The organism is Mycobacterium sp. IDUB_21 (assembly GCF_055419425.1).
The window spans coordinates 212971-236873 of the sequence record NZ_JBVAXQ010000007.1; the positions used below are offsets into that span (position 1 = coordinate 212971).

13 protein-coding genes are annotated in these 23903 nt (G+C 67.7%); 9 read left to right on the top strand and 4 right to left on the bottom strand.

The annotated features are described in order from the left end of the window. Positions 1-140: 140 nt before the first annotated feature. Both ACZYY4_RS13025 and ACZYY4_RS13030 read left to right on the top strand, forming a co-directional pair. Positions 141-1352 (top strand): CoA transferase, encoded by a 1212-nt coding sequence (locus ACZYY4_RS13025; protein ID WP_463810393.1) that lies wholly within the window; start codon positions 141-143, stop codon positions 1350-1352. Positions 1353-1371: 19 nt separating this feature from the next. Next, complete coding sequence (locus ACZYY4_RS13030; RefSeq protein ID WP_463810394.1) at positions 1372-1827, top strand: MaoC family dehydratase; 456 nt, start codon at positions 1372-1374, stop codon at positions 1825-1827. Here the strand turns inward: ACZYY4_RS13030 and ACZYY4_RS13035 are convergent. Both ACZYY4_RS13035 and glnA read right to left on the bottom strand, forming a co-directional pair. Continuing rightward, the gene (locus ACZYY4_RS13035) at positions 1815-2861 is read right to left on the bottom strand and encodes a MinD/ParA family ATP-binding protein (RefSeq protein WP_463810395.1); all 1047 of its coding nucleotides are present in this window, start codon (positions 2859-2861) and stop codon (positions 1815-1817) included. The two genes, ACZYY4_RS13030 and ACZYY4_RS13035, sit on opposite strands and share 13 nt — an antisense overlap. Before the next feature lie 93 nt (positions 2862-2954). Continuing rightward, positions 2955-4379 carry a type I glutamate--ammonia ligase gene (gene glnA / locus ACZYY4_RS13040; RefSeq protein ID WP_463810396.1) on the bottom strand — a complete coding sequence of 475 codons (1425 nt, stop codon included), beginning with the start codon at positions 4377-4379 and terminating at the stop codon, positions 2955-2957. Between the two features lie 265 nt (positions 4380-4644). Here glnA and gltB point away from each other — a divergent pair, with 265 nt between their 5' ends. Beyond that, positions 4645-9267: a glutamate synthase large subunit gene (gene gltB, locus ACZYY4_RS13045; protein WP_463810397.1), complete on the top strand. Its 4623-nt coding sequence runs from the start codon at positions 4645-4647 to the stop codon at positions 9265-9267. Further along, complete coding sequence (locus tag ACZYY4_RS13050; RefSeq protein ID WP_463810398.1) at positions 9260-10711, top strand: glutamate synthase subunit beta; 1452 nt, start codon at positions 9260-9262, stop codon at positions 10709-10711. The genes gltB and ACZYY4_RS13050 overlap by 8 nt, the downstream gene beginning before the upstream one ends. Positions 10712-11074: 363 nt before the next feature. Here the strand turns inward: ACZYY4_RS13050 and ACZYY4_RS13055 are convergent, their stop codons facing one another. Beyond that, entirely contained in the window at positions 11075-11938 is an 864-nt protein-coding gene (locus tag ACZYY4_RS13055; RefSeq protein WP_463810399.1) for an LLM class F420-dependent oxidoreductase, read from the bottom strand. Between the two features lie 83 nt (positions 11939-12021). Here ACZYY4_RS13055 and ACZYY4_RS13060 point away from each other — a divergent pair, with 83 nt between their 5' ends. Beyond that, on the top strand, positions 12022-12444 hold the full coding sequence (locus ACZYY4_RS13060) for a hypothetical protein (protein ID WP_463810445.1): 423 nt from the start codon (positions 12022-12024) through the stop codon (positions 12442-12444). Here the strand turns inward: ACZYY4_RS13060 and ACZYY4_RS13065 are convergent. Continuing rightward, positions 12441-13079 carry a TetR/AcrR family transcriptional regulator gene (locus tag ACZYY4_RS13065; protein WP_463810400.1) on the bottom strand — a complete coding sequence of 213 codons (639 nt, stop codon included), beginning with the start codon at positions 13077-13079 and terminating at the stop codon, positions 12441-12443. The genes ACZYY4_RS13060 and ACZYY4_RS13065 overlap by 4 nt on opposite strands. An 81-nt stretch (positions 13080-13160) precedes the next feature. Between ACZYY4_RS13065 and ACZYY4_RS13070 the strand changes: the two genes are divergently transcribed. The 4 genes from ACZYY4_RS13070 to ACZYY4_RS13085 all read left to right on the top strand — a co-directional run bounded on the left by ACZYY4_RS13070 (position 13161) and on the right by ACZYY4_RS13085 (position 23785). Then, a complete protein-coding gene (locus ACZYY4_RS13070; RefSeq protein WP_463810401.1) occupies positions 13161-14627 on the top strand; it encodes a flavin-containing monooxygenase in 1467 nt (488 codons plus the stop codon). A 253-nt stretch (positions 14628-14880) separates the two neighbouring features. Then, positions 14881-17697: a hypothetical protein gene (locus ACZYY4_RS13075; protein ID WP_463810402.1), complete on the top strand. Its 2817-nt coding sequence runs from the start codon at positions 14881-14883 to the stop codon at positions 17695-17697. Positions 17698-17838: 141 nt separating this feature from the next. Beyond that, complete coding sequence (locus tag ACZYY4_RS13080) at positions 17839-19317, top strand: flavin-containing monooxygenase (RefSeq protein WP_463810403.1); 1479 nt, start codon at positions 17839-17841, stop codon at positions 19315-19317. Positions 19318-19909: 592 nt separating this feature from the next. Continuing rightward, a complete protein-coding gene (locus ACZYY4_RS13085) occupies positions 19910-23785 on the top strand; it encodes a PE family protein (protein ID WP_463810404.1) in 3876 nt (1291 codons plus the stop codon). The last annotated feature ends 118 nt before the right edge of the window (positions 23786-23903 follow it).

The window sequence follows — 23903 nt, forward strand, 5'->3', positions numbered from 1 at the left end:
GCTGCTGTGTCCTGTTCGCCGCCACGGGTTTTCATATCGCGGTTCGGCAACGATTGAGATTCGGCGCGGACTCGCTGCCGGCGGGCTCGCTATCGCCGGTAGGCATATAGTCGACGTAATCGTCGACAAAGGAGCAGGTGATGGGCCCGACTGGCGCGGATGCGCCGCGACCGCTGGCCGGGGTGCGCGTCATCGAGATCGCCAGCTTCGTCGCAGTGCCGCTGGCCGGAATGACCCTGGCGCAACTGGGCGCTGACGTGGTGCGGATCGATCCGATAGGCGGGGCGGCTGACTATCGACGCTGGCCGGTCACCGAGGCCGGCACATCCATCTACTGGACCGGGCTCAACAAGGGCAAGCGGTCGGTGGTCGCTGACCTGCGCGCACCGGAAGGGCAGGCCCTGGTGCAGCGCCTGATCGCCGAAAGCGGTGTGGTGCTGACGAATATGGCGGGCCGGCAATGGCTTTCCTTCGACACGCTGGCTGCGCAACGTCCCGACCTGATCCACCTCGAGGTTCTCGGACGTGCCGACGGATCCACCGCGGTCGACTACACGATCAACGCCGGTGTCGGCTTTCCCTTGGTGACCGGCCCCGCCGACTACGCCGCGCCGATCAACCACGTGCTGCCGGCGTGGGACATCGCGTGTGGGCTGCACGGCGCGCTGGCGGTGGCCGCCGCGCTGCACCGCCGGGACCGCACCGGCGAGGGTTGCCGGATCCGGCTGGCGTTGGAGGATGTCGCGCTGGGCACCGCCGGCGCACTGGGCTTTCTCACCGAGGCGATGGTCAACGGCACCAGGCGGGAACGGATCGGCAATGCGCTCTACGGCTCCTACGGGCAGACCTTCACCAGCGGTGACGGGGCCTCCTTCATGATCGTCACCCTGACCGACCGGCACTTTCGTGACCTGACCGAGGTGACCGGAACGACGAAAGTCATTGCCGCACTGGCTCAGGCGCGGGACATCGACTTCTCCGATGAGGGGCAGCGATACCGCCACCGCGATGTCCTCACCGGGCTGTTCAGCGGCTGGTTCGCCGAGCAGACGGGGGCGCAGATCGAAGCCGCCTTGGCGGGCACATCGCTGCTGTGGGATCGCTATCGCAGCTTCGCCGACGCGGCAGCCGACGAGCGCCTGCGCGACAACGCAATGTTCGCGCCACTGCATCAGCCCGGGGTGGGGGACTACTTGGCGGCCGGGTTGCCGGCCTCGATCGACGGCGTCCACCCGCCTGCGGTCGCGGCGCCGGCCCTGGGTGGCGACACCGAACGGGTGTTGGCCGAACTGGGTATGACAACCGACGATATCGACCGACTGCGCCAAAACGGCACGGTGGCAACGGACTAGATAGAGAAAGCAGGAGCGTATGCGTACTTTCCAATCGATCGACGAACTCGCCGCGTGTCAGGGCGAGGCGGTAGGCCGAAGCGACTGGGTGACCATCACCCAGGACGCCGTCAACCTGTTCGCCGACGCCACCGGTGACCATCAGTGGATTCACGTGGACCCTGAACGGGCCGCCGACGGACCGTTCGGGACCACGATCGCCCACGGCTATCTGACCCTGGCCATGCTGCCGCAGCTGATGCAGCAGATCTACCGCCTCGAGAACGTCAAGCTGGCGATCAACTACGGGCTGAACAAGGTGCGCTTCCCGGCTCCGGTGCCGGTCGGCTCGAAGATCCGGGCCGAGACCGCCGTCGTCGAGGTGGCCGACGTCGGCGGCGGCGCCCACCAGGTGACCTTGACGACCACGGTGTCCATCGACGCCCACGCCAAGCCGGCCTGCGTCGCCGAGAGCGTCGTGCGCTACCTGCTCTGATTCGGGTCGGTTCTGGGGTCCCGGCCGCGGGGGCGCGCAGAGAAGTGACGCGCGATGATCGCCGAGATGTGCAGGAAGCGCCGACGGGTTCCCGGCGCCATCTCGGTCATCACGTCGATCACTCCGCCGGGCCGCAGGTGCGGGTCGAACGGTACCTCGACCACCGCCTGACCGTGCTGCAGGAACTGCGCGGTGAGCGCGGAGCGGGTGCGTTTGTCGGCGTGGCCGTCGGAGTCGTTGAGCACCACCACGGTGCGCTGCAGCAGCCCGCCCTGGCCGCGGTCGGCCAGCCACTCCATGGTCTTGGCGGCCGCGCCGGCCCCGTCCGCCCACGGTGAGGACACCACGATCAGGGCGTCCAGGTCACGCAGCGCCTCCTGGGTCACCGGCGAGTCCATCGTCGAACCACAGTCGATGATCGAGATGGTGAAGTGCCGGTCCAGGCGCAGCGCCGCCTCGCGGTACAGCGCCGCGTCGAGGATCCGCCGCCCCCCGGCGGCCGGCTCGCCGATCAGCACATACAGCCCCGCGGCGTTGGCGCCCACCCGGCTGCTGATGTCGGCGAACGACTGCATGCCCTGTTCGGCGGCCAGGTCCCAGTAGGAGCTGGTGGCGCGCGGGTCGATGCGACTGCCGAGCCGGCCGAACGCGGTGTCGGCGTCGACGGCCACCACGTGGTCGGTCCGGCGCAGCGCGGCGAACACCGACCCGACACTGGCGGCCACCGTCGTTTTGCCGACGCCGCCCTTGCCCAGGACGCCCACCTTGTAGCTGCCGTTCGGCATGGATCGGATGGCCGCCTCGTAGGCGGTCTCCTCACGCTCGGCCGGTGAAGGGCCCAGGTTGACCAGCCCCAGCGTCGCCGACAGCACGAAGCGCCGCCAGCCGCGAGCCGGGCGTGGCCGGACCGGTCGCAGCTGAGCCGGATGCGGATAGGGAGCATGCCGGAGTGGTTGCTGTGGTGGCTGCGCCCAGGGCTGCTGATGTTGCGACGGCGGCACGCCACCATGCGAGAAGTCGTCGTCTGCGTTCATCGGCTCCTCGGGGCATACGGCAGCGGTACGGCCAGGTGGCCCAACAACCCTGCAGCTTAATCGCGAAGGTGCCCCAAACCGCGGCTGCCCCGGTCAGCAGTCGTAGTACAGCGCGAACTCGTACGGGTGCGGGCGCAGGTTGACCGGGTCGATCTCGTGGTCGCGCTTGTAGTTGATCCAGGTGTGGATCAGGTCCGGGGTGAACACCCCGCCTTCGGTCAGGTATTCGTGGTCGGCCTCTAAATTGTCGATCACGTGGGCCAACTGAGTGGGAGCCTTCGGGATGGAGGCCGCCTCGTCCGGTGGCAGTTCGTAGAGGTCCTTGTCGATCGGGGCGGCCGGCTCGATCTTGTTCTTGACGCCGTCGATGCCGGCCATCAGCATGGCCGCGAACGCCAGATAGGGGTTGCCCGAGGAGTCTGGGCAGCGGAACTCCAGGCGCTTGGCCTTGGGGTTGGTGCCGGTGATCGGGATGCGCACGCAGGCCGAGCGGTTGCGCTGGCTGTAGACCAGGTTGATCGGCGCCTCGTAGTGCGGCACCAGGCGCTTGTAGGAGTTGATGGTCGGGTTGGTGAACGCCAACAGTGACGGCGCGTGGTGCAGGATGCCGCCGATGTAATGCCGGGCGGTGTCCGACAGCCCGGCGTAGCCGGCCTCGTCGTAGAACAACGGTTCGCCGTCCTGCCAGATCGACTGGTGCACGTGCATGCCCGAGCCGTTGTCACCGAAGAGCGGTTTGGGCATGAAGGTGACGGTCTTGCCGTGCGCCCAGGCGGTGTTCTTGATGATGTATTTGAACAGCATCAGATCGTCGGCGGCGTGCAGCAGCGTGTTGAACCGGTAGTTGATCTCGGTCTGGCCGCCGGTGCCGACCTCATGGTGGCCGCGCTCCACCGTGAAGCCGGCGTTCGTGAGGTTGGTGGTCATGGTGTCGCGCAGATCGACGTACTGGTCATTGGGCGCCACCGGGAAGTAACCCCCCTTGGGCCGGACCTTGTAGCCGAGGTTCCGGCTGCCGTCCGGTTCGGTGGCTCTGCCGGTGTTCCACCACCCGGAGACCGAATCCACTTGGTAAGACGAGCCGTTGATCTGCGAGTCGAAGGTCACCGAGTCGAAGATGTAGAACTCGGCTTCGGCGCCGAAATAGGCGGTGTCGGCGATGCCGGTGGTGGCCAGGAAGTTCTCCGCCTTGCGCGCGACGTTGCGCGGATCGCGCGAATAGGGCTCGCGGGTGAACGGGTCGTGCACGAAGAAGTTCAGGTTCAGCGTCTTGGCGGCCCGGAACGGATCGATCCACGCGGTGTCCGGGTCGGGCAGCAGCAGCATGTCCGACTCGTGGATGGATTGGAAGCCCCGGATCGACGAACCGTCGAAGGCCAGTCCGTCGGTGAACACGCTCTCGTCCAGCGCCGATGCCGGGATGGAGAAGTGCTGCATGACGCCCGGTAAATCGCAGAACCGGATGTCGACGTATTCGACTGACTCGTCGGTGACGAGTTTGAAAATATCGCGAGCCATAGCGGTCTCCTTTGCGCGCAGACAGCCAGACGATAGGCAGCGCACATTTCCTGAACATCATCCGGTTATTGCGTCGATGTAACACAAACCTCACCGGGTGGCATTCGTCCAGCAGGTAGCACGCCGTGCAGGTCCGGGTATATCGTGGCGTTGCCTGTCAAGAATTTTCAGGTGGACCGCCGTTCAATGTCGCACGGACCAATCCTCTCGTTCGCTCGTCTACGCCAGACGAATCGACGTCGGAAGTGCGAAGGGTCAGGTGGTGATGGCACCCAATCGGGTCGGGCTTTACAACCCCGCGTTCGAACACGACGCATGCGGTGTGGCCATGGTGGTAGACATCCACGGTCGGCGTAGCCGCGACATCGTCGACAAGTCGATCACCGCGCTGCTCAACCTCGAACACCGCGGCGCCGCTGGAGCCGAACCGCACAGTGGCGACGGCGCCGGCATCCTGATCCAGGTGCCGGACCAATTCCTGCGTGCGGTCACGGATTTCGACCTGCCCGCCGAAGGGGACTACGCCACCGGCATTGCCTTCCTGCCGCAGTCGGCCAAGGACGCGGCGACGGCCTGCGCCGGCGTGGAGAAGATCGTCGAAGCCGAAGGACTGCAGGTGCTCGGGTGGCGCGACGTGCCGGTCGACGACTCGTCGCTGGGCGCGCTGGCCCGCGACGCGATGCCCACCTTCCGGCAGCTGTTCATCGCCGGGGCGTCCGGGATGACCCTGGAGCGGCGCGCGTATGTGGTCCGCAAGCGCGCCGAACACGAGCTGGGTAGCAAGGGCCCCGGCCAGGACGGTCCGGGACGGGAAACCGTCTATTTCCCTAGCCTTTCCGGCCGGACGATGGTTTACAAGGGCATGCTGACCACCCCGCAGCTCAAGGCCTTCTACCCGGATCTGGCCGACGAGCGTCTGCACAGTGCGCTGGGCATCGTGCATTCCCGGTTCTCCACCAACACGTTTCCCTCCTGGCCGTTGGCGCACCCGTTTCGGCGCATCGCGCACAACGGCGAGATCAACACCGTCACCGGCAATGAGAACTGGATGCGGGCCAGGGAGGCGCTGATCCGCACCGACGTATTCGGCACCGAGGACGCTGGAGACGGCCGGACCGCGGAGAACACAGCCGACAAGCTGTTCCCGATCTGCACGCCGGGTGCCTCCGACACGGCCCGATTCGACGAGGTGCTCGAACTGCTGCATCTGGGGGGTCGCAGTCTGCCGCATGCGGTGCTGATGATGATCCCGGAGGCCTGGGAGCGGCACGAGAGCATGGACAAGGCCACCAGAGCTTTTTATGAGTACCACGACTCGCTCATGGAGCCCTGGGACGGCCCGGCCTCGATGACCTTCACCGACGGCACCGTGGTTGGTGCGGTGCTGGACCGCAACGGCCTGCGGCCTTCGAGAATCTGGGTCACCGACGACGGCCTGGTGGTGATGGCGTCCGAAGCCGGGGTGCTCGACCTGGATCCGGCCACGGTGGTGCACCGGCAGCGGTTGCAGCCGGGCCGGATGTTCCTGGTGGACACCGCGGCCGGGCGGATCATCTCCGACGCCGAGATCAAGTCGGCGCTGGCAGCCGAGCGCCCTTACCAGCAGTGGATCGACGAGGCGCTGATCGGAATCGACGAGTTGCCGCCCGGTGATGCCCCGCGCATGGAGCACCACCGGATTCTGTTGCGTCAGCAGATGTTCGGATACACCTACGAGGAACTCAACCTGCTACTCGCGCCGATGGCACGCACCGGCGCCGAGCCGATCGGGTCGATGGGCACCGACACCCCGGTGGCGGTGCTGTCAGCGCGGCCCCGCATGTTGTTCGACTACTTCCAGCAGATGTTCGCCCAGGTCACCAATCCGCCGTTGGACGCCATCCGCGAAGAGGTGGTCACCAGCCTGCAGGGTGCCGTCGGTCCGGAGGGCGACCTGCTCAACACCGGGGAACCCACGTGGCGGCAGGTCGTCCTGCCCCAGCCGGTCCTGAGCAACCACGACCTGGCGAAGTTGATCAAGCTGCGCCCGGATCAGGCGATCGGTTCCCGGGGGCCCCACGGCCTGTCAACGGCCGTCATCAGCTGCCTGTATCCGGTGGCCGAAGGCGGGGCCGGGCTGCGCGCCGCTCTGCGGCAGGTGTGTGCCCGGGTTTCGGCGGCGATCGACGACGGCGCCTGCTTCATCGTGATCTCCGACCGGGAATCCGACGAGACCCTGGCGCCCATCCCGTCCCTGCTGGCCACCGCGGCGGTGCATCACCATCTGGTTGCCGAGCGCACCCGCACCAAGGTGGGCCTGGTGGTGGAGTCCGGCGATGCCCGGGAGGTGCACCATCTGGCGGCGCTATTGGGATTCGGCGCCGCCGCGGTCAACCCCTACCTGGCTTTCGAGTCCGTCGAGGACATGATCGATCGGGGATTGATCGAGCAGATCGACCACGAGAAGGCGTTGACCAACTACGCCAAGGCCGCCGCCAAAGGCGTGCTGAAAGTCATGTCCAAGATGGGCATTTCGACACGGGCGTCCTACACCGGCGCGCAACTGTTCCAGCCGGTCGGCATCTCCCAGGACGTCCTCGACGAATACTTCAGCGGCCTGTACTGCCCGATCGGCGGCATCACCCTCGACGACATCGCCGCCGACGTGGCCGCCCGCCACGGGTTGGCCTATCTGGAGCGTCCCGAGCAGCGCGCCCATCGTGAGCTGCCGGTGGGTGGTGAATACCAGTGGCGCCGTGAGGGCGAATACCACCTGTTCAACCCCGAGACGGTCTTCAAACTGCAGCATTCCACTCGCACCGGCCAGTACGCCGTCTTCAAGGAGTACACCGAGCTCATCGACAACCAGAGTGAGCAGCTGGCCACGCTGCGAGGTCTGCTGAGGTTCAAATCCGGGGAACGCCCACCGGTTCCGATCGACGAGGTGGAACCGGCCACCGAGATCGTCAAGCGATTCGCGACCGGCGCGATGAGTTACGGCTCGATCTCCGCCGAGGCACACGAGACCCTGGCGATCGCGATGAACCGGATCGGCGGCCGGTCGAACTGCGGCGAGGGCGGTGAACACTCCGATCGCTACCTGCCCGAGGAGAACGGCGACTGGCGGCGCAGCGCGATCAAACAGGTCGCCTCCGCCCGATTCGGCGTCACCAGCGACTACCTGGTCAACTGCTCGGACCTGCAGATCAAGATCGCCCAAGGAGCCAAGCCCGGTGAGGGCGGGCAGCTTCCGGGCAACAAGGTGTATCCGTGGATCGCCGAGGTTCGCCACGCCACCCCCGGCGTAGGGCTGATCTCGCCGCCGCCGCACCACGACATCTACTCCATCGAGGACCTCAAACAGCTGATCCACGACCTGAAGAACGCCAACCCGGATGCCCGCATCCACGTCAAGCTGGTGGCGGAGAACGGCGTCGGAACGGTCGCGGCCGGGGTGTCCAAGGCGCACGCGGACGTGGTGCTGATCTCCGGGCACGACGGCGGCACCGGAGCGGCTCCGCTGACCTCGCTCAAGCACGCCGGGGCGCCGTGGGAGCTGGGGCTGGCCGAAACCCAGCAGACGTTGCTGCTCAACGGCCTTCGGGACCGGATCGTGGTGCAGGTGGACGGCCAGCTCAAGACCGGTCGCGACGTGGTCATCGCGGCGCTGCTGGGCGCCGAGGAGTTCGGCTTCGCCACCGCACCACTGGTGGTGTCGGGCTGCATCATGATGCGGGTCTGTCACCTGGACACCTGCCCGGTCGGGGTGGCCACCCAGAACCCGGAGCTGCGCAGCAGGTTCAACGGCCGGCCCGAGTTCGTCGAGAACTTCTTCTGGTTCATCGCCGAGGAGGTTCGCGAATACCTTGCGGCACTGGGTTTCCGCACGATCAATGAAGCTGTCGGACAGGTGAACGCATTGGATACCACGTTGGCCCGCGCGCACTGGAAGGCCCACAAACTCGACCTCGCGCCGATACTGCACGAGCCGGAGTCCGCCTTCATGAACCAGGACCTGTATTGCAGCTCCGGTCAGGATCACGGGCTGGAAAAGGCGCTGGATCAGCAGTTGATCGTGATGAGCCGTGAGGCGCTCGACTCGGGTACCCCGGTCCGGTTCACCAGCGCGATCTCCAACGTCAACCGGACGGTCGGCACCATGCTCGGCCACCAGGTCACCAAAGCCTATGGCGCCCAGGGGCTGCCCGCGGACACCATCGACATCACCTTCACCGGGTCGGCCGGCAACAGCTTCGGCGCTTTCCTGCCGCCCGGGATCACTCTGCGGGTGTTCGGTGACGCCAACGACTACGTCGGCAAGGGCCTGTCCGGAGGGCGGATCGCGATCCGGCCACCGAGCAACGCCCCCGACGGCTACGTCGCCGAGGACAACATCATCGGCGGCAACGTGATCCTGTTCGGCGCCACCAGTGGGGAAGTGTTCCTGCGCGGGGTGGTCGGAGAACGGTTCGCGGTCCGCAACTCCGGGGCGCACGCCGTGGTCGAGGGCGTCGGTGACCACGGCTGTGAATACATGACCGGCGGCAAGGTGGTGGTGCTGGGCCGCACCGGACGCAACTTCGCCGCCGGCATGTCCGGAGGGGTTGCCTACGTCTACGACCCGGGCTCGGAGCTGCCGGGCAGACTCAACACCGAGATGGTGGAGCTCGACGCGTTCGACGATTTCGACGACGACGACGTCACCTGGCTGCGCGGCATCCTGGCTGCGCACGCCGAGGCCACCGACTCCGCACCCGCGCGGGCCGTCCTGGCCGACTGGCCCAACCACCGCCGCCACTTCGTCAAGGTGATGCCACGTGACTACCGGCGGGTGCTGGTCGCGGTGGCCGAGGCCAAGGCGAGTGGCGCCGATCCGAACGAGGCGATCATGGCGGCGGCTCATGGCTGACCCGAGGGGGTTTCTCACCCACACCCAGCGCATCCTTCCGTTGCGCCGTCCCGTCTCGCAGCGGGTGGGCGACTGGAACGAGGTGTATGAGGAGTTCGCCGAGGACACTCTGCGCGAGCAGGCCGGGCGCTGCATGGACTGCGGTGTCCCGTTCTGCCACAACGGCTGTCCGCTGGGGAACCTGATCCCGGAGTGGAACGACCTGGTTCGCACCGGGCGCTGGCGCGAAGCGTTGGACCGGTTGCACGCCACCAACAACTTCCCGGACTTCACCGGGCGGCTCTGCCCCGCGCCGTGTGAGCCGGCCTGCGTGTTGGGTATCAACCAGCCTCCGGTGACGATCAAGCAGGTCGAGTACGAGATCATCGAGCGCGGCTTCAAAGACGGCTGGGTGAAACCGATCCCGCCCTCAGAGCTGACCGGCAAGACGGTCGCGGTGGTGGGCTCCGGGCCGGCCGGGCTGGCTGCTGCCCAGCAACTGACCCGGGCCGGGCACGCGGTGACGGTCTACGAGCGTGATGACCGCATCGGTGGGCTGCTGCGTTACGGCATACCGGAATTCAAGATGGAGAAGCGCATCGTCGACCGGCGGCTGGCCCAGATGGCCGGCGAGGGCACGGTCTTCCGGACGGGCGTGAACGTCGGTGTGGATGTGACGGCCGATCAGCTGCGCGCTGACTTCGACGCAGTTGTGTTGGCCGGCGGGGCCACCGCATGGCGCGATCTGCCGGTGCCCGGCCGGGAACTTGACGGTATCCACCAGGCGATGGAGTACCTGCCGTGGGCGAATCGGGTGCAGGCCGGTGATCTGTCCGAGCCGCCGATCAGCGCGCACGGCAAAAGGGTGATCATCATCGGCGGTGGCGACACCGGCGCCGACTGCCTTGGGACCGTGCACCGCCAGGGCGGTACCTGCGTGCACCAGTTCGAGATCATGCCGCGCCCGCCGGAGACCCGCGATGCCTCTACGCCTTGGCCGATGTACCCGTTGGTCATGCGGACGTCAGCGGCGCACGAGGAGGGCGGCGACCGGGTGTTCTCGGTCAACACCGAGGAATTCCTCGGCCGGGACGGGCATGTCACCGGACTGCGCGCCCACGAGGTGCGGCGACGCAACGGCGGTTTCGAGAAGGTGGACGGCACCGACTTCGAGCTAGAGGCCGACCTGGTGCTGCTGGCGATGGGCTTCGTCGGCCCGGAACGATCGGCACTGCTGACCGACCTGGGCGTGGAGTTCACCGCCCGCGGCACCGTGGCCCGCGACGCGGAGTTCGCCGCCGGGGTGCCGGGCGTCTACGTCGCCGGGGACATGGGGCGCGGCCAGTCGCTGATCGTCTGGGCGATCGCCGAGGGCCGCGCCGCGGCGGCGGGCGCGGACCGGTATCTGATGGGCAAGACCGCCTTGCCGGCGCCGGTCAAGCCGACGACGGCACCCATCCACTAACACCTCCAGACACTTCCGCCTCAAATACAACAAATGGAACACGATTCGGCGCGTCGGGTTTTGTTTGCCACCGCCCGGGTGTCTAATGGTCGGCAATGGGCATCGCGTTAACGGTGTGTTAACGTGGTCCGCGTTATTCCAATCTGGTCCGAGCCAGGGCGGGGGTTCATCGCCGTGTACGTCAACCCGATATATCGATACCGGATGGGCCGAATGGCCTGGTCACTGCTGCGGTATCCGCGCAGGAGCCGTGAATTTCCAGCCAAGCACGAGCGTCTGGTCACCGCCGACGAGCTGTTGCGCTTCGCGACGTAGGCATTCGGGGCGCCGCAAGGCGGCGGGCCTCGGAATGTTTGCTGACCGTTACCCGGACGTTACCGGGGCCCACAGGCCGGAATCACGAACCGCCTCGGCCAGCGGTTCCAGCACCGCCGGGTCGTACGGCACCGGCAGATACACGATCGCCAGGTCCAGGCCTTCCGCGCCGAACGCCGCGGCGTCATCGATCACCTTGCGGTAGTCCCGATCCGGGTTCAGGCGTAGGTGCGCCGACAGGGTGATCTCCGTCGGATCCCGGCCGATCTCGGCGCAGTGGCCGGCCAGCACGTCGCGCTTGCGGGCGAACTCGGCCGGCGTGCCCCCGACGAAATTCCAGTGCTGGGCATAGCGCGCGGTGATCTTCAGGGTGCGCTTCTCGCCGCTGCCGCCGATGCAGATCGGCGGGTGCGGCCGCTGCGGGCCCTTGGGCTCATTGCGGGCGGCCTCGAGTTGGTAGTAGCTGCCCTGAAAATCGGTCGTCTCCCGGCTCAACAGACTGACCAGGACTTCGCAGGCCTCCTCGAAGCGGTCGAAGCGCTCCCGGATGCTTCCCAGTTCGATCCCGTAGGCGCCGGATTCCTCCTCGTTCCAGCCGGCGCCGATACCCAACTCCAGCCGGCCCCCGGAGATGATGTCGAGGGCTGCGGCCATATTGGCCAACACGGCGGGATGGCGGTAGTGGATCCCGGTGACCAGGGTGCCCAATCGAAGCCGGGTGGTGGCCTGGGCCAGTGCCGTCAGCGTCGTCCAGCCTTCCAGGCACGGCCCGGCCGAGTCGGTGAAGATCGGGTAGAAGTGGTCGAAGGTCCAGCCGGACTCGTAGACGTCGATGCCATCGGCGGCCTGCCAGACGGCCAGCATGTCGGCCCAGGTGGTGTTCTGCGGCGAGGTTTTGAACGCGAAGCGCATCCAGCCGACGTTAGCGCAGTGCGTCCACTCTCGGCCGCAGCGACAAGTCCCCGTCCGGCGGCATCTAAGCTCCCGTTGTGGACATGACTCTGGGTATCGACACCAAGGTGACCTTGCTGGCGGCCGGTCTGATCTTCCTGCTGGCATTGCTGCTGGGCGTCTGGAAGTACCAACAGATCGTCACCTCGGAGAATCACCAGGCCCACATCTACGTCGACATCGCGCACCGGGCAGCGCTGCTGTACTCCTTCGCCACGCTGCTGGTCGCGGTGTTCGTCGAGCTCAGCGGCTGGCCCACCTGGGTGAACCTGACCGCCGCGATGGTGATGGTGTACTTCTTCGTCACCGCGATCGGCAGTTACATGCTGCACGGGGCGCTGCGTGACACCACCAACCAGTTCGAGAAACCCGGCTGGCTCCTGCGAGTCGGCATGGTGTTGCTCATCATCGGCGAGATCGGCGGCTTCGCGGTGCTGCTGGCCGGGTTCGGCGTCGGCGAGTTCTAAAGCGCTTCGCCGTAGATGCTGCTGACCCAGATGTGTGTCAGCGTGTCGACCACTCGATCGTGGTGGACCGACGGCTCCTCGGCGACCAGCGCCGCCATCATCGTGCGTTCGTTCATCTGATTCAGCGACGTCGCGAGATCCAGTGCCGGGATGGTCTGCGGCGCCGCGCCGCGGTCCCGCTCGGCGGTGATCAGCGCGGCGGTCTGCTCGATCCACTTCTGCATGAAGGCGTTCCACATCGCCCGGAACTCCGGGCTGCTGGACAGGGCCTCGGTGCCGGCCCGGGCGATCGCGCGATGCGAGCTGAACGCGATGAAGAACGCCTTGATGCCGCTGCGCCAGACCCGGCGCGGGTCGGCGGGCAGCCGTTGCACCGCCCCGACGAACTTCTCGTCGGCGGTCGCGATCAGCGGCTCCAGCAGCGAGAGCAGCACCGCGTCCTTGGACTTGAAATAGAAATAGAAGGTAGGCCGGGAGATGCCGGCGCCTTTGGCCAGATCGTCGACCGAGATCTCGGCGAGCGGACGTTGCTCCAGCAGTCGTTCGGCGGTCGCCAGGATCGCCTGCTCGCGGTCGTCGCCCGAAGGGCGGGTTGAGCGTCGGCTGCGGGAACGAGTCGGGACAGGCCGGGTCACAGACGATAGTTTACACGGTGTCGAGAAAATCGACAGTATGTCGAGAGATTGTCTGGAGCCTGTTGGCTACGATACTCGTCCGTGCCCGAACACCTCGATGTCGCGGTCGTCGGCGCTGGGATCTCCGGGATCAGCGCGGCGTGGCATCTTCAGCGGCACTGCCCGAACAAGAGCTACGCGATCCTGGAGCGCCGCGACGACCTCGGCGGCACCTGGGACCTGTTCAAATATCCGGGGATTCGTTCGGACTCGGACATGTTCACCTTCGCCTTCCGGTTCAAACCGTGGACGGCGGACACCACGATCGCCGACGGTGCGGCGATCAAGGACTACCTGCGGGAAACCGTCGCTGAACACGGCATCGACGAACACATCCGCTACGGCCACCGGTTGGTGGCCGCCGACTGGAGCGACGCCGACGCCTTGTGGCGGCTGACCGTTGAGCGCGACGGCGAGACCATCGAGATCAGCTGCGGATTCTTGGTCGCCTGTAGCGGCTACTACGACTACGACGATGCCTACGCCCCGGAATTCCCGGGTGCCGACGACTTTGCCGGCCCGATCATCCACCCCCAGCACTGGCCGGAGGATCTGGACTACACCGGCAAGAAGATCGCGGTGATCGGCTCCGGTGCCACCGCGGTGACCCTGGTCCCGGCGCTGGTCGAGTCCGGGGCGGGTCACGTCACCATGGTCCAGCGATCTCCGGGCTATATCGGGCTGTTGCGCTCGGTCGATCCGGTGGCGCGCCGGTTGAACCGACTGCTGCCGACCCGGGCTGCCGCGGTGGCCAACCGGTGGGGCTACATCGTGGGTCAGGTCGGCGTCTACCAGGTGAGCCGCCGTTTCCCGACCTTCATGCGCAGGATGTTGATGGCGATGGCCCGGCGGCGCCTGCCCGAGGGCTTCGACGTCGCCAAGCACTTCGGCCCGAACTATCAGCCGTGGGACCAACGGTTGTGCCTGGCCCCCGATGGGGATTTTTTCGCGGCGATTCGCGCAGGCCGGGCCGATGTCGTCACCGACGGGATCGAGTCGTTCACCCCGACCGGGCTCCGACTGTCCTCCGGTGACGAGGTGCCCGCCGACATGATCGTCACCGCGACCGGGCTGAACCTGCGGCTGTTCGGGGGAGCCGAGATCAGCCGCAACGGTGTGCCGATCAGCCTGCGCGACACGGTTGCCTACCGGGGCATGATGCTCAGCGGCGTGCCCAACCTGGCGTTCACGGTCGGATACAGCAACGCGTCCTGGACCCTGAAAGCCGACTTGGTATCGGTGTCGGTCTCCCGGGTGCTCAACTACATGGATTCTCGGGGGTTCGACACCGTGGTGCCGCGCGAGCCCGACCCGCATGTGCAGGACCGGCCACTGGTGAAGCAGGTCTCCGGCTATGTGCAGCGAGGGCTGGGCCATCTGCCGCGGGCCGGTTCGCACCGCCCGTGGCGTTTACCCGACAACTACCTGCTGGATTCGGCGGTGATCAGGCGCTCCAAGTTGGATGACGGCCATCTCAGGTTCACCAGGCCCTCTCCCACAACGCCGTAAATCTGGAATCTTCAGAACGGATCGACGGGATCAGGTGACGTACCGTCAGCGACCCATCCTGCGGAGTTTCGGACAGATCGGATGGATCCTGCGGCCTACCTGCGGTGATTCGGAGACAGTTTTCCATCTCTGCTTCCCGAAGTATTGAAAAATAGACAACGTTTGGTATGGCTGCTAACTTGGGGTCGGCTTAACGCGGCATGAGAAGTGCCGCATGCAAATTCGGGCTAACCACAGTCGAGGGGGAAGTGTGATGTCACAGCGTCAGCGCAAGGGGGGGTCGCGGACGAGCCGGCGGTTGGTCGGCGCGGTGTCGTCTGTCGGGGCTTTTTTCGCGTTCGGGATGACGCCGGTGGTGGCGTCTTCGGCGCAAGCGGACTTTGACTTCTTTGACCCGTCCTCGTGGTTCGATGTGGACCTGCCGGGTGCGGCGCCCGACACGACGGTGTTCTCCGACTGGGCCGGGCTGGCCAGCTTCGAGCCGAGTGCGTGGGCGGCGTTCGACAACTCCATTTACCTGTCGTACTACAACCCGATGGAAGCGTTGATCAACAACTCGGCCAACGACTGGTGGCTGGACCCGATGAACCAGATGTTCGCCACGGGTGACTCGTGTGGCGTGCTGTGCAACGGCGCAGATGCCTACCTCGACGACAGCGGTGCGCTGGTCGCGGCCCAAGATGGTGGCTCCTGGTTCGGCGATGGCGGCGATGGTATCGACGGTTCTGCCGGTGGCGTGGCCGGTTTGTTCGGCAACGGTGGTGCCGGTGGCGATGCGGCGGCTGGCTCAACTGTCACGATCGGCGGCGTCACCTACGCGGGTACCGGTGGTGACGGTGGGGCCGGTGGTGGCTTGATGGGTTACGGCGGTGCCGGTGGTAACGGTGCGAATGCCTTCGTCGACGACAGCGGGAACGTGGTCTTGGCGGGCGCCGGTGGTAACGGCGGCAACGGTATGGGCCAGCTCGGTATCGGCAACGGTGGCGACGGCGGTGTCGGTGGGCACGGTCTGGACGCGACCGCCGGTCAGGTAGCAACTGCTGGTGGTCTGGGCGGCAATGGTGGTAACGCCGGACCGCACACCGGCAACGGTGGTAACGGTGGCGCCGGCGGCATTGGCGGCCAGGGGATGCAGGGCGTGACCGACGCCAACGGCAACGGTACGGCCGGCAGCGAGGGTGCTGCAGGTGGTAACGGTGGCGTCGGTGGTAGCGGCGGCGCGGTTTACGGCAACGGCGGCAACGGTGGTGTCGGTGGTGAGGGTGGCGTCGGTGGTACCGGCGGGACCGGGGCCAACGGCACCGATGGCAGCTTCGACAACAACGGCAGCGGTGATGGGACCGACGGCGGTAACGGTGGTGCCGGTGGTAACGGTGGCGTCGGCGGCACCGGTGGTGCGGCCGGCACGGCGGATCACCAGGGCAGCGGTTCTGACGGTGTCGGCGGGCTCGGTGGCAACGGTGGTGCCGGTGGCGGCGTCGGCTTGGGTGGCAACGGTGGTAACGGTGCTGCCGGTACGGCGGCCAACCCCGACGGTGGTGACGCCGGCAACGGTGGTGACCCCGGTGACACCGCGGGCGTCGGCGGTGCGGGTGGCCAGGGCACCGGCGGCAGCGCCGACGGCCAGGCCGGTACCGATGGCACCATCACCCCGATCGTCTCGGGTAACGGCGGCGTCGGTGGTGCGGGCTACAACGCCGCCGCCGGCACCAGCGCGGCTGCTGGAACCTCTGGCGGCAGCGGTGGCGCCGGTGGCAACGGCGGCAAGTGGGGCAACGGCGGTAACGGTGGCGCCGGCGGCAGCGGCGTGGCCGGTGCGGCTGGTACCGCGAACGATCTCAACGGCGGCAACGGTGGCTCCGGTGGTAACGCGGGCGACGGTGGTGACTCCGGTGAGCTGGCGGCCAACACTGCCGGTAACGCGGGTGCGGCCGGTAACGGCGCCGACGGTGGTGCCGGTGCGAACGCCACCCTGGCGAGTGTCAACGGCGGTAACGGTGGCTCCGGTGGTAACGCCGGTAACGGTGGGGCCGGCGGTTCGTCGGCCAACGGTACGGCGGGCGCCGACAGCGACGGTGGCGCGGCCGGTAACGGTGCCATCGGCGGTAACGGCGCGGCTGGCACCGACGGTGTCCCCTCCGTCAACGCCTTCGGCGCTGCGGCGGATGGAACCGTGGGCGGTAACGGTGGTACCGGCGGCGATGGCGGTGAAGGCGGCGCCGGCGGCGGCGAAACCGGTGTCGGAAGCAACGGCGGCAACGGCGCCGTCGGCGGCAACGGCGCCGACGGTGGCCGGGGCTCCTACACCAGCCACGCCGACAGCAACGATCCACTGCAGGGCCACAATGTCGGCATCGGCGCCAAGGGCGGCGACGGCGGCGACGGCGGTAGCGGTGGTGCAGCCGGTGCCGGCACGGCGCAGGGTGCCGCCGGTGAGGCCGGTGACGGTGCTGACGGCGGCAACGGTGGCAATGGTGGCAGCGGCCCGGACCTCCAAGCCCTCGGCTACGTGGACAGTGCCGGCAACACCAGCCTGGGCAACCCGGTCGGCGCCACAGGTGCCGGCGGCAACGGCGGCGACGGCGGCGACGGACTTGTCGCCGGTGGCGGCGGTGTCGGTGGTAACGGCGGCAGCGACGACTACGCGGCCGGCTCCAACGGTGGCCAGGGCGGTAACGGTGGTAACGGCGGTGCCGGGGTCGGCGCCGGCAGCACCGGCGGCGATGGCGGTGCCGGCGGCCAGGGTGGTAACGGCAGCGACATCCGGTGGGGCTGGACGGGTAGCGGTGCGCCGCCGAGCGCGATCAGCAGCGGTACGACCAGCACGTCGGGTCCGGTCAACAACGTCTCCGGTGGTGACGGCGGTGACGGTGGTAACGGTGGCGTCGGCGACGCGGCCAACGGCACCGGCGGTGCCGGCGGGACCGGCGGTACGGTGGTCACCCCGAACCTGCCCACCGGGCCGGGATCCATCGGGACCAACGCCGGTGAGATCAACGGCGGAGCCGGTGCCACCGGCGGTACCGGTGGCACGAACGGTGGCACGGGATCAGCCGGCACCACTCCGTAGGCTTCGGCTTACAGCTGGGAAGGCCCCACACGCTTGGCGTGTGGGGCTCTCCTGCATCTCGGGGCTTGTCGGCGTCTACACGGCGTCGAGATATTCGACGCACCGTTGACTAACTCGACACCCCGTTGATAACCTGTCGGCATGACTGAACACCTCGATGTAGTGATCGTCGGCGCCGGCATCTCCGGCATCAGCGCGGCCTGGCACCTGCAGAACCGCTGCCCCGGCAAGAGCTACACCATCCTGGAGAGCCGGGATAACCTCGGCGGCACCTGGGACCTGTTCAAATACCCAGGCATCCGCTCGGACTCCGACATGTTCACCCTGGGCTTCCGGTTCAAGCCGTGGCTGTCGGCCAAGAGCATCGCCGACGGTCCCTCCATCTGGAACTACATCAACGAAGCCGCCGTCGAGAACGGCATCGACTCCCACATCCGCTACCGGCACCGGGTGCTCTCGGCCGACTGGTCCGACGCCGAGAACCAGTGGACGGTCACGGTCGACAACAACGGTGAGCAAGAGCAGATCACCGCGTCGTTCGTGTTCGCGTGCAGCGGCTACTACAACTACGAGCAGGGCTATTCGCCGGAGTTCGAGGGCTCGGAGGACTTTGCCGGCGCCGGAGGTGTCATTGTGCACCCGCAGCACTGGCCGGAGGAACTGGACTACGCCGGCAAGAAGATCGTGGTGATCGGCAGCGGTGCCACCGCGGTGACCCTGATCCCCGCGCTGGCCGACTCCGGTGCCGGTCACGTAACCATGCTGCAGCGCTCACCGACCTACGTCGGCGTGCTGCCGCTGGTGGACCCGATCGCCGTGCAGGCCAAGCGGTTCCTGCCGAAGAAGGCCGCCCACTTCGTCAACCGCTGGAAGGCCATCGGATTCAGCACCTTCCAATACCAGCTCTCGCGGAACTTCCCGAAGTACATGCGCAAGACGTTGATGACGATGGCCAAGCACCGGCTGCCGGAGGGCTATGACGTGCAGAAGCACTTCGGGCCGAAATACAATCCGTGGGACGAGCGGCTGTGCCTGGCGCCCAACGGCGACCTGTTCAAGACCATCCGCGACGGCAAGGCAGACGTCGTCACCGACACGATCGAGAAGTTCACCAAGACCGGGATCCGGCTCAATTCCGGGCAGGAACTCGACGCCGACATCATCATCACCGCGACCGGTTTGAACATGCAATTGCTGGGCGGTGCGACGTTGCTGCGCAACGGCGCGCCGGTCGACCTGCCCAAAGCGATGACCTACAAGGGCCTGATGTTCTCCGGCGTGCCGAACGCGGCGGTCAGCTTCGGCTACACCAACGCGTCCTGGACCCTGAAGGCCGACCTGGTCTCGGAATTCGTCTGCCGGGTGCTCAACTACATGGACGACCACGGCTTCGACCGGGTCGAGCCGCAGCACCCGGGCGACGCGGTGAAAGAAGAGCCGTTCATGGACTTCAGCCCCGGCTACTTCCGCCGGGCGATGGACGAGCTGCCCCGGTCCGGTTCGGAGGCGCCGTGGCGGCTCAAGCAGAACTATCTGCTGGACCTGCGGCTGATCCGCTACGGCAAGGTGGACGAGAAATCGCTGCAGTTCAGCAAGCACCGTGCCCCGGTGAGCGCTTAAATCCCCACGGCGACCCGCGGCGTCCGGCTCCGCCGCGCTTGCGATCGCCTCAGCTGCGCTCCGGCCAGGAGTTAGGAGTCCGGGTAGGGGGGCGCAGAAGATCGCGGTTCCGATCCGCATCTCGGCGGCCCCGCGATCGGCAGCGCGCGCTGGGCCAGCTACCGCGGGCCGGGCCACACCGGCCCTGGCGGTTACACGACAACTACCTGCTGGAGTCGGTCCTGATCAGGCGCGCCAAGATCGATGACCACCACCTGCTGTTCACCCGGCGCGCCAACTCGACCCGCGGAAAGACCCCTGAGTCACGCAGCCGGATGAGCGGCTCATCAATTTCTGATGTGACCATCGGATCTCGGGCGGCCTGAGCCGCCCCGACACGATGGTCGCCGGATCCCCAGGCCGCGGCTACAGGACCAAACCGAACGATGGCGTTGACGATCAAGAAGATTTAATTTGACGCCTATTTTCTCCAAAACAGGTCGTCTGGTCATAAAACTAGACAGGTTTGACAACCGCTGTTACCTTAACTGCGACTTAGCAGACGTTCGGTACGGGCGCATTTTCAGGGCATGTCAGGGGAGAGGGGACTTTGGTGGGGAAGCACGTAAACGGGCGGGGGCCCAAGGCAGCTCGGCGGCGGTTGGTCGGCGCGGTGTCGTCTGTCGGGGCTTTTTTCGCGTTCGGGATGACGCCGGTGGTGGCGTCTTCGGCGCAAGCGGACTTTGACTTCTTTGACCCGTCCTCGTGGTTCGATGTGGACCTGCCGGGTGCGGCGCCCGACACGACGGTGTTCTCCGACTGGGCCGGGCTGGCCAGCTTCGAGCCGAGTGCGTGGGCGGCGTTCGACAACTCCATTTACCTGTCGTACTACAACCCGATGGAAGCGTTGATCAACAACTCGGCCAACGACTGGTGGCTGGACCCGATGAACCAGATGTTCGCCACGGGTGACTCGTGTGGCGTGCTGTGCAACGGCGCAGATGCCTACCTCGACGACAGCGGTGCGCTGGTCGCGGCCCAAGATGGTGGCTCCTGGTTCGGCGATGGCGGCGATGGTATCGACGGTTCTGCCGGTGGCGTGGCCGGTTTGTTCGGCAACGGTGGTGCCGGTGGCGATGCGGCGGCTGGCTCAACTGTCACGATCGGCGGCGTCACCTACGCGGGTACCGGTGGTGACGGTGGGGCCGGTGGTGGCTTGATGGGTTACGGCGGTGCCGGTGGTAACGGTGCGAATGCCTTCGTCGACGACAGCGGGAACGTGGTCTTGGCGGGCGCCGGTGGTAACGGCGGCAACGGTATGGGCCAGCTCGGTATCGGCAACGGTGGCGACGGCGGTGTCGGTGGGCACGGTCTGGACGCGACCGCCGGTCAGGTAGCAACTGCTGGTGGTCTGGGCGGCAATGGTGGTAACGCCGGACCGCACACCGGCAACGGTGGTAACGGTGGCGCCGGCGGCATTGGCGGCCAGGGGATGCAGGGCGTGACCGACGCCAACGGCAACGGTACGGCCGGCAGCGAGGGTGCTGCCGGTGGTAACGGTGGCGTCGGTGGTAGCGGTGGCGCGGTTTACGGCAACGGCGGCAACGGTGGTGTCGGTGGTGAGGGTGGCGTCGGTGGTACCGGCGGGACCGGGGCCAACGGCACCGATGGCAGCTTCGACAACAACGGCAGCGGTGATGGGACCGACGGCGGTAACGGTGGTGCCGGTGGTAACGGTGGCGTCGGCGGCACCGGTGGTGCGGCCGGCACGGCGGATCACCAGGGCAGCGGTTCTGACGGTGTCGGCGGGCTCGGTGGCAACGGTGGTGCCGGTGGCGGCGTCGGCTTGGGTGGCAACGGTGGTAACGGTGCTGCCGGTACGGCGGCCAACCCCGACGGTGGTGACGCCGGCAACGGTGGTGACCCCGGTGACACCGCGGGCGTCGGCGGTGCGGGTGGCCAGGGCACCGGCGGCAGCGCCGACGGCCAGGCCGGTACCGATGGAACCATCACCCCGATCGTCTCGGGTAACGGCGGCAACGGCGGGGCCGGTTATGACGCGGCCACCGACGCCAACGCACTGGCCGGGGCCTCGGGCGGTAACGGTGGGGCGGCCGGCAACGGCGGCTTGTGGGGCAACGGCGGCAACGGCGGGAACGGCGGCAGCGGTATCGACGGCGCCGACAACACGGGCACCGGTTCGGCTTCGGTCGGACAGGCCGGTGGCTCCGGCGGCAACGGCGGGGCCGGCGGCAACAGCGGAGCGGTTCTGGGCGATGCCGGCAACGGCGGCAACGCCGGCAACGGCGCCGACGGCGGGGCCGGTGGCGTCGGTGACATCGCGGTATTCGGGAACGGTCCGGGCAGCGTGGTCAGCGCCGCGCAAGCTGCTGGCGGTAACGGTGGTGCCGGTGGCATCGGCGGTACCGGTGGCGCCGGCGGGAACAGCCTGTCCGGTGGCATCGGCGGCAATGGCGGCGGCGCCGGTAACGGCGGCACCGGCGGTACGGGTGGTCTGGGCGGCATCAACAACGACGGCGTGACCGTGCTCAACGGGTACGGCCGAGCTGGTGACGGTGGTGTCGGTGGCGCCGGCGGTGATGGCGGCGCCGCGGGTAGCGGTGCGGCCGGTTCCGGTGCGCTCGGTACCGGCGGAAACGGCGGAAACGGCGGGGTTGGCGGGAACGCACCGGACTACGCCGACCAGATCGGGCACGGCACCGCGGGGGCCACTACCGCGGGTAACGGTGGTGACGGCGGCGCCGGCGGATCCGGCCTGCACGCGGGTTCTGGCGGTTCCGGCGGAAACGGCGGCCAAGGGTTCAACGGCGACGAGAGTTCATCACTCAACGGCGGTAACGGTGGCGCCGGCGCCAAGGGCGGCGACGCGATCGCGGTCACCGATGGCGGCGACGGCAACGGGGGCAACGGCGGCGTCGGCGGCAACGGCGGTGACGGGGGCGACGGCAACTTCGACAAGTTCGTCAACAACAGTCCGGCTTGGGGTGCCAAAGCCACAGTGGACGGTGGAAACGGCGGCATTGGTGGCGCTGGTGGCGCCGGCGGTGCGGGTGCGGGTGGCCACGACGGCGATGGCGGTGCCGGTGGTAACGGCGGTAACGGTGGTGCCGGCCTCGATGGTCAAGACACCTACCTCACCGATTACCTGGGCGTTGATCACTGGGCCGGCGACGGCAGCAACGGGGGCGACGGCGGCGCCGGTGGTATCGGCGGCGATGGCTACAACTCCGGTGATGGTGGTGACGCCGGTGCGGCCGGTACTGGCGGCAACGGTGCCGACGGCAGCGTCGCCAACCCCAACGGCGGTAACGGCGGAAGCGGTGGCAACGGTGGTGACATCGGGCTGGCCGGCACGGCCAATGGCGGTGCCACCGGGGCTGATGGCGCAACCGCCGACGGCGGCGCCGGCGGTGCCGGCGGCGACGGGCAGGGCAACGTCACCGGCGTGACCGGCGGCGGCACTGGTGGTAACGGAGGTGCCGGCGGCGCTGGCGGCAGTGGCCTCCACACCGCGGGTAATGGCGGTGCGGGCGGTGCCGCGGGTAACGGCGGCTCCGGGCAGATCGGTGCCAACCCGGTTACCGACCCGACCTTGAACCTGAACGGGAGTAACGGGGGCTTGGGCGGCAACGGCGGTGCCGGTGGCGCCGGCGGCGTCGCCACCGCCGATGACGGAATCGGCGGTAACGGTGGCGTCGGTGGTGCGGCCGGTAGTGGTGGTGTGGCCGGTGCAGCGCAGCACAATGACTCGGGTCACGCCCACTCGCAGCATGCCCAGAACGGTGGCCATGGTGGCACCGGTGGTGCCGGTGGCACCGGGGGTGCCGGGGGGGTGAACGGCCACGCCGGTGAAGGGGCCGACGGTGGCGCCGGGGGTAACGGCGGTGACACCTTCACCTCGACACCCGACGACTACAACAACGGGCTGGTCGATGTTGCCGGGTCGGCCGGTCACGGCGGGGACGGTGGTGCCGGGGGTGCCGGCTACAACCCCGGTGCCGGTGGTGACGGCGGTAACGGCGGTAACGGCAACACCGTGACGGTCAATGGGCCTGGCGGCACCGGTGCCTCCGGAATCTCCGGCAGCGGCGGGATCGCCGGGTATGGCGGTAACGGCGGGGCCGGTGGTGACGCCGTCGGTGGCACCACAGGTGGTGCCGGTGGAGACGGTGGCGACGGCGGTATCGCCGGCGGCGACAACGCCAACGTGGCGGCAGCGACCGCCGGGGCCGGCGGCGGTGGTGGTAACGGCGGCGCCAGCGACTCCGGAACCGGGGGCACCGGTGGGACCGGGGGCGATGGCGGTGACAGCGAGACCACCGGTGGCGGCACCGGCGGCCTAGGCGGTGGCGGCGGTATCGGGGGTGCGTCGGGGGCCACGGCCGGCGATAGCGGTGCCTCCGGCGGAGCGGCCACCGGCGCCCAGGGTGGTACCGGGGGAGCCGGCGGCGACGGCGCAACCCCCTAGCCGCTACCCCGCGAGCAGCCACAGAATCGCACGATCCGGACGCGGATCGTGCGATTCTGTCTACACTTCGTCGAAGTATTCGACGCACCGTTGACTGACTCGACACCCCGTTGATAAC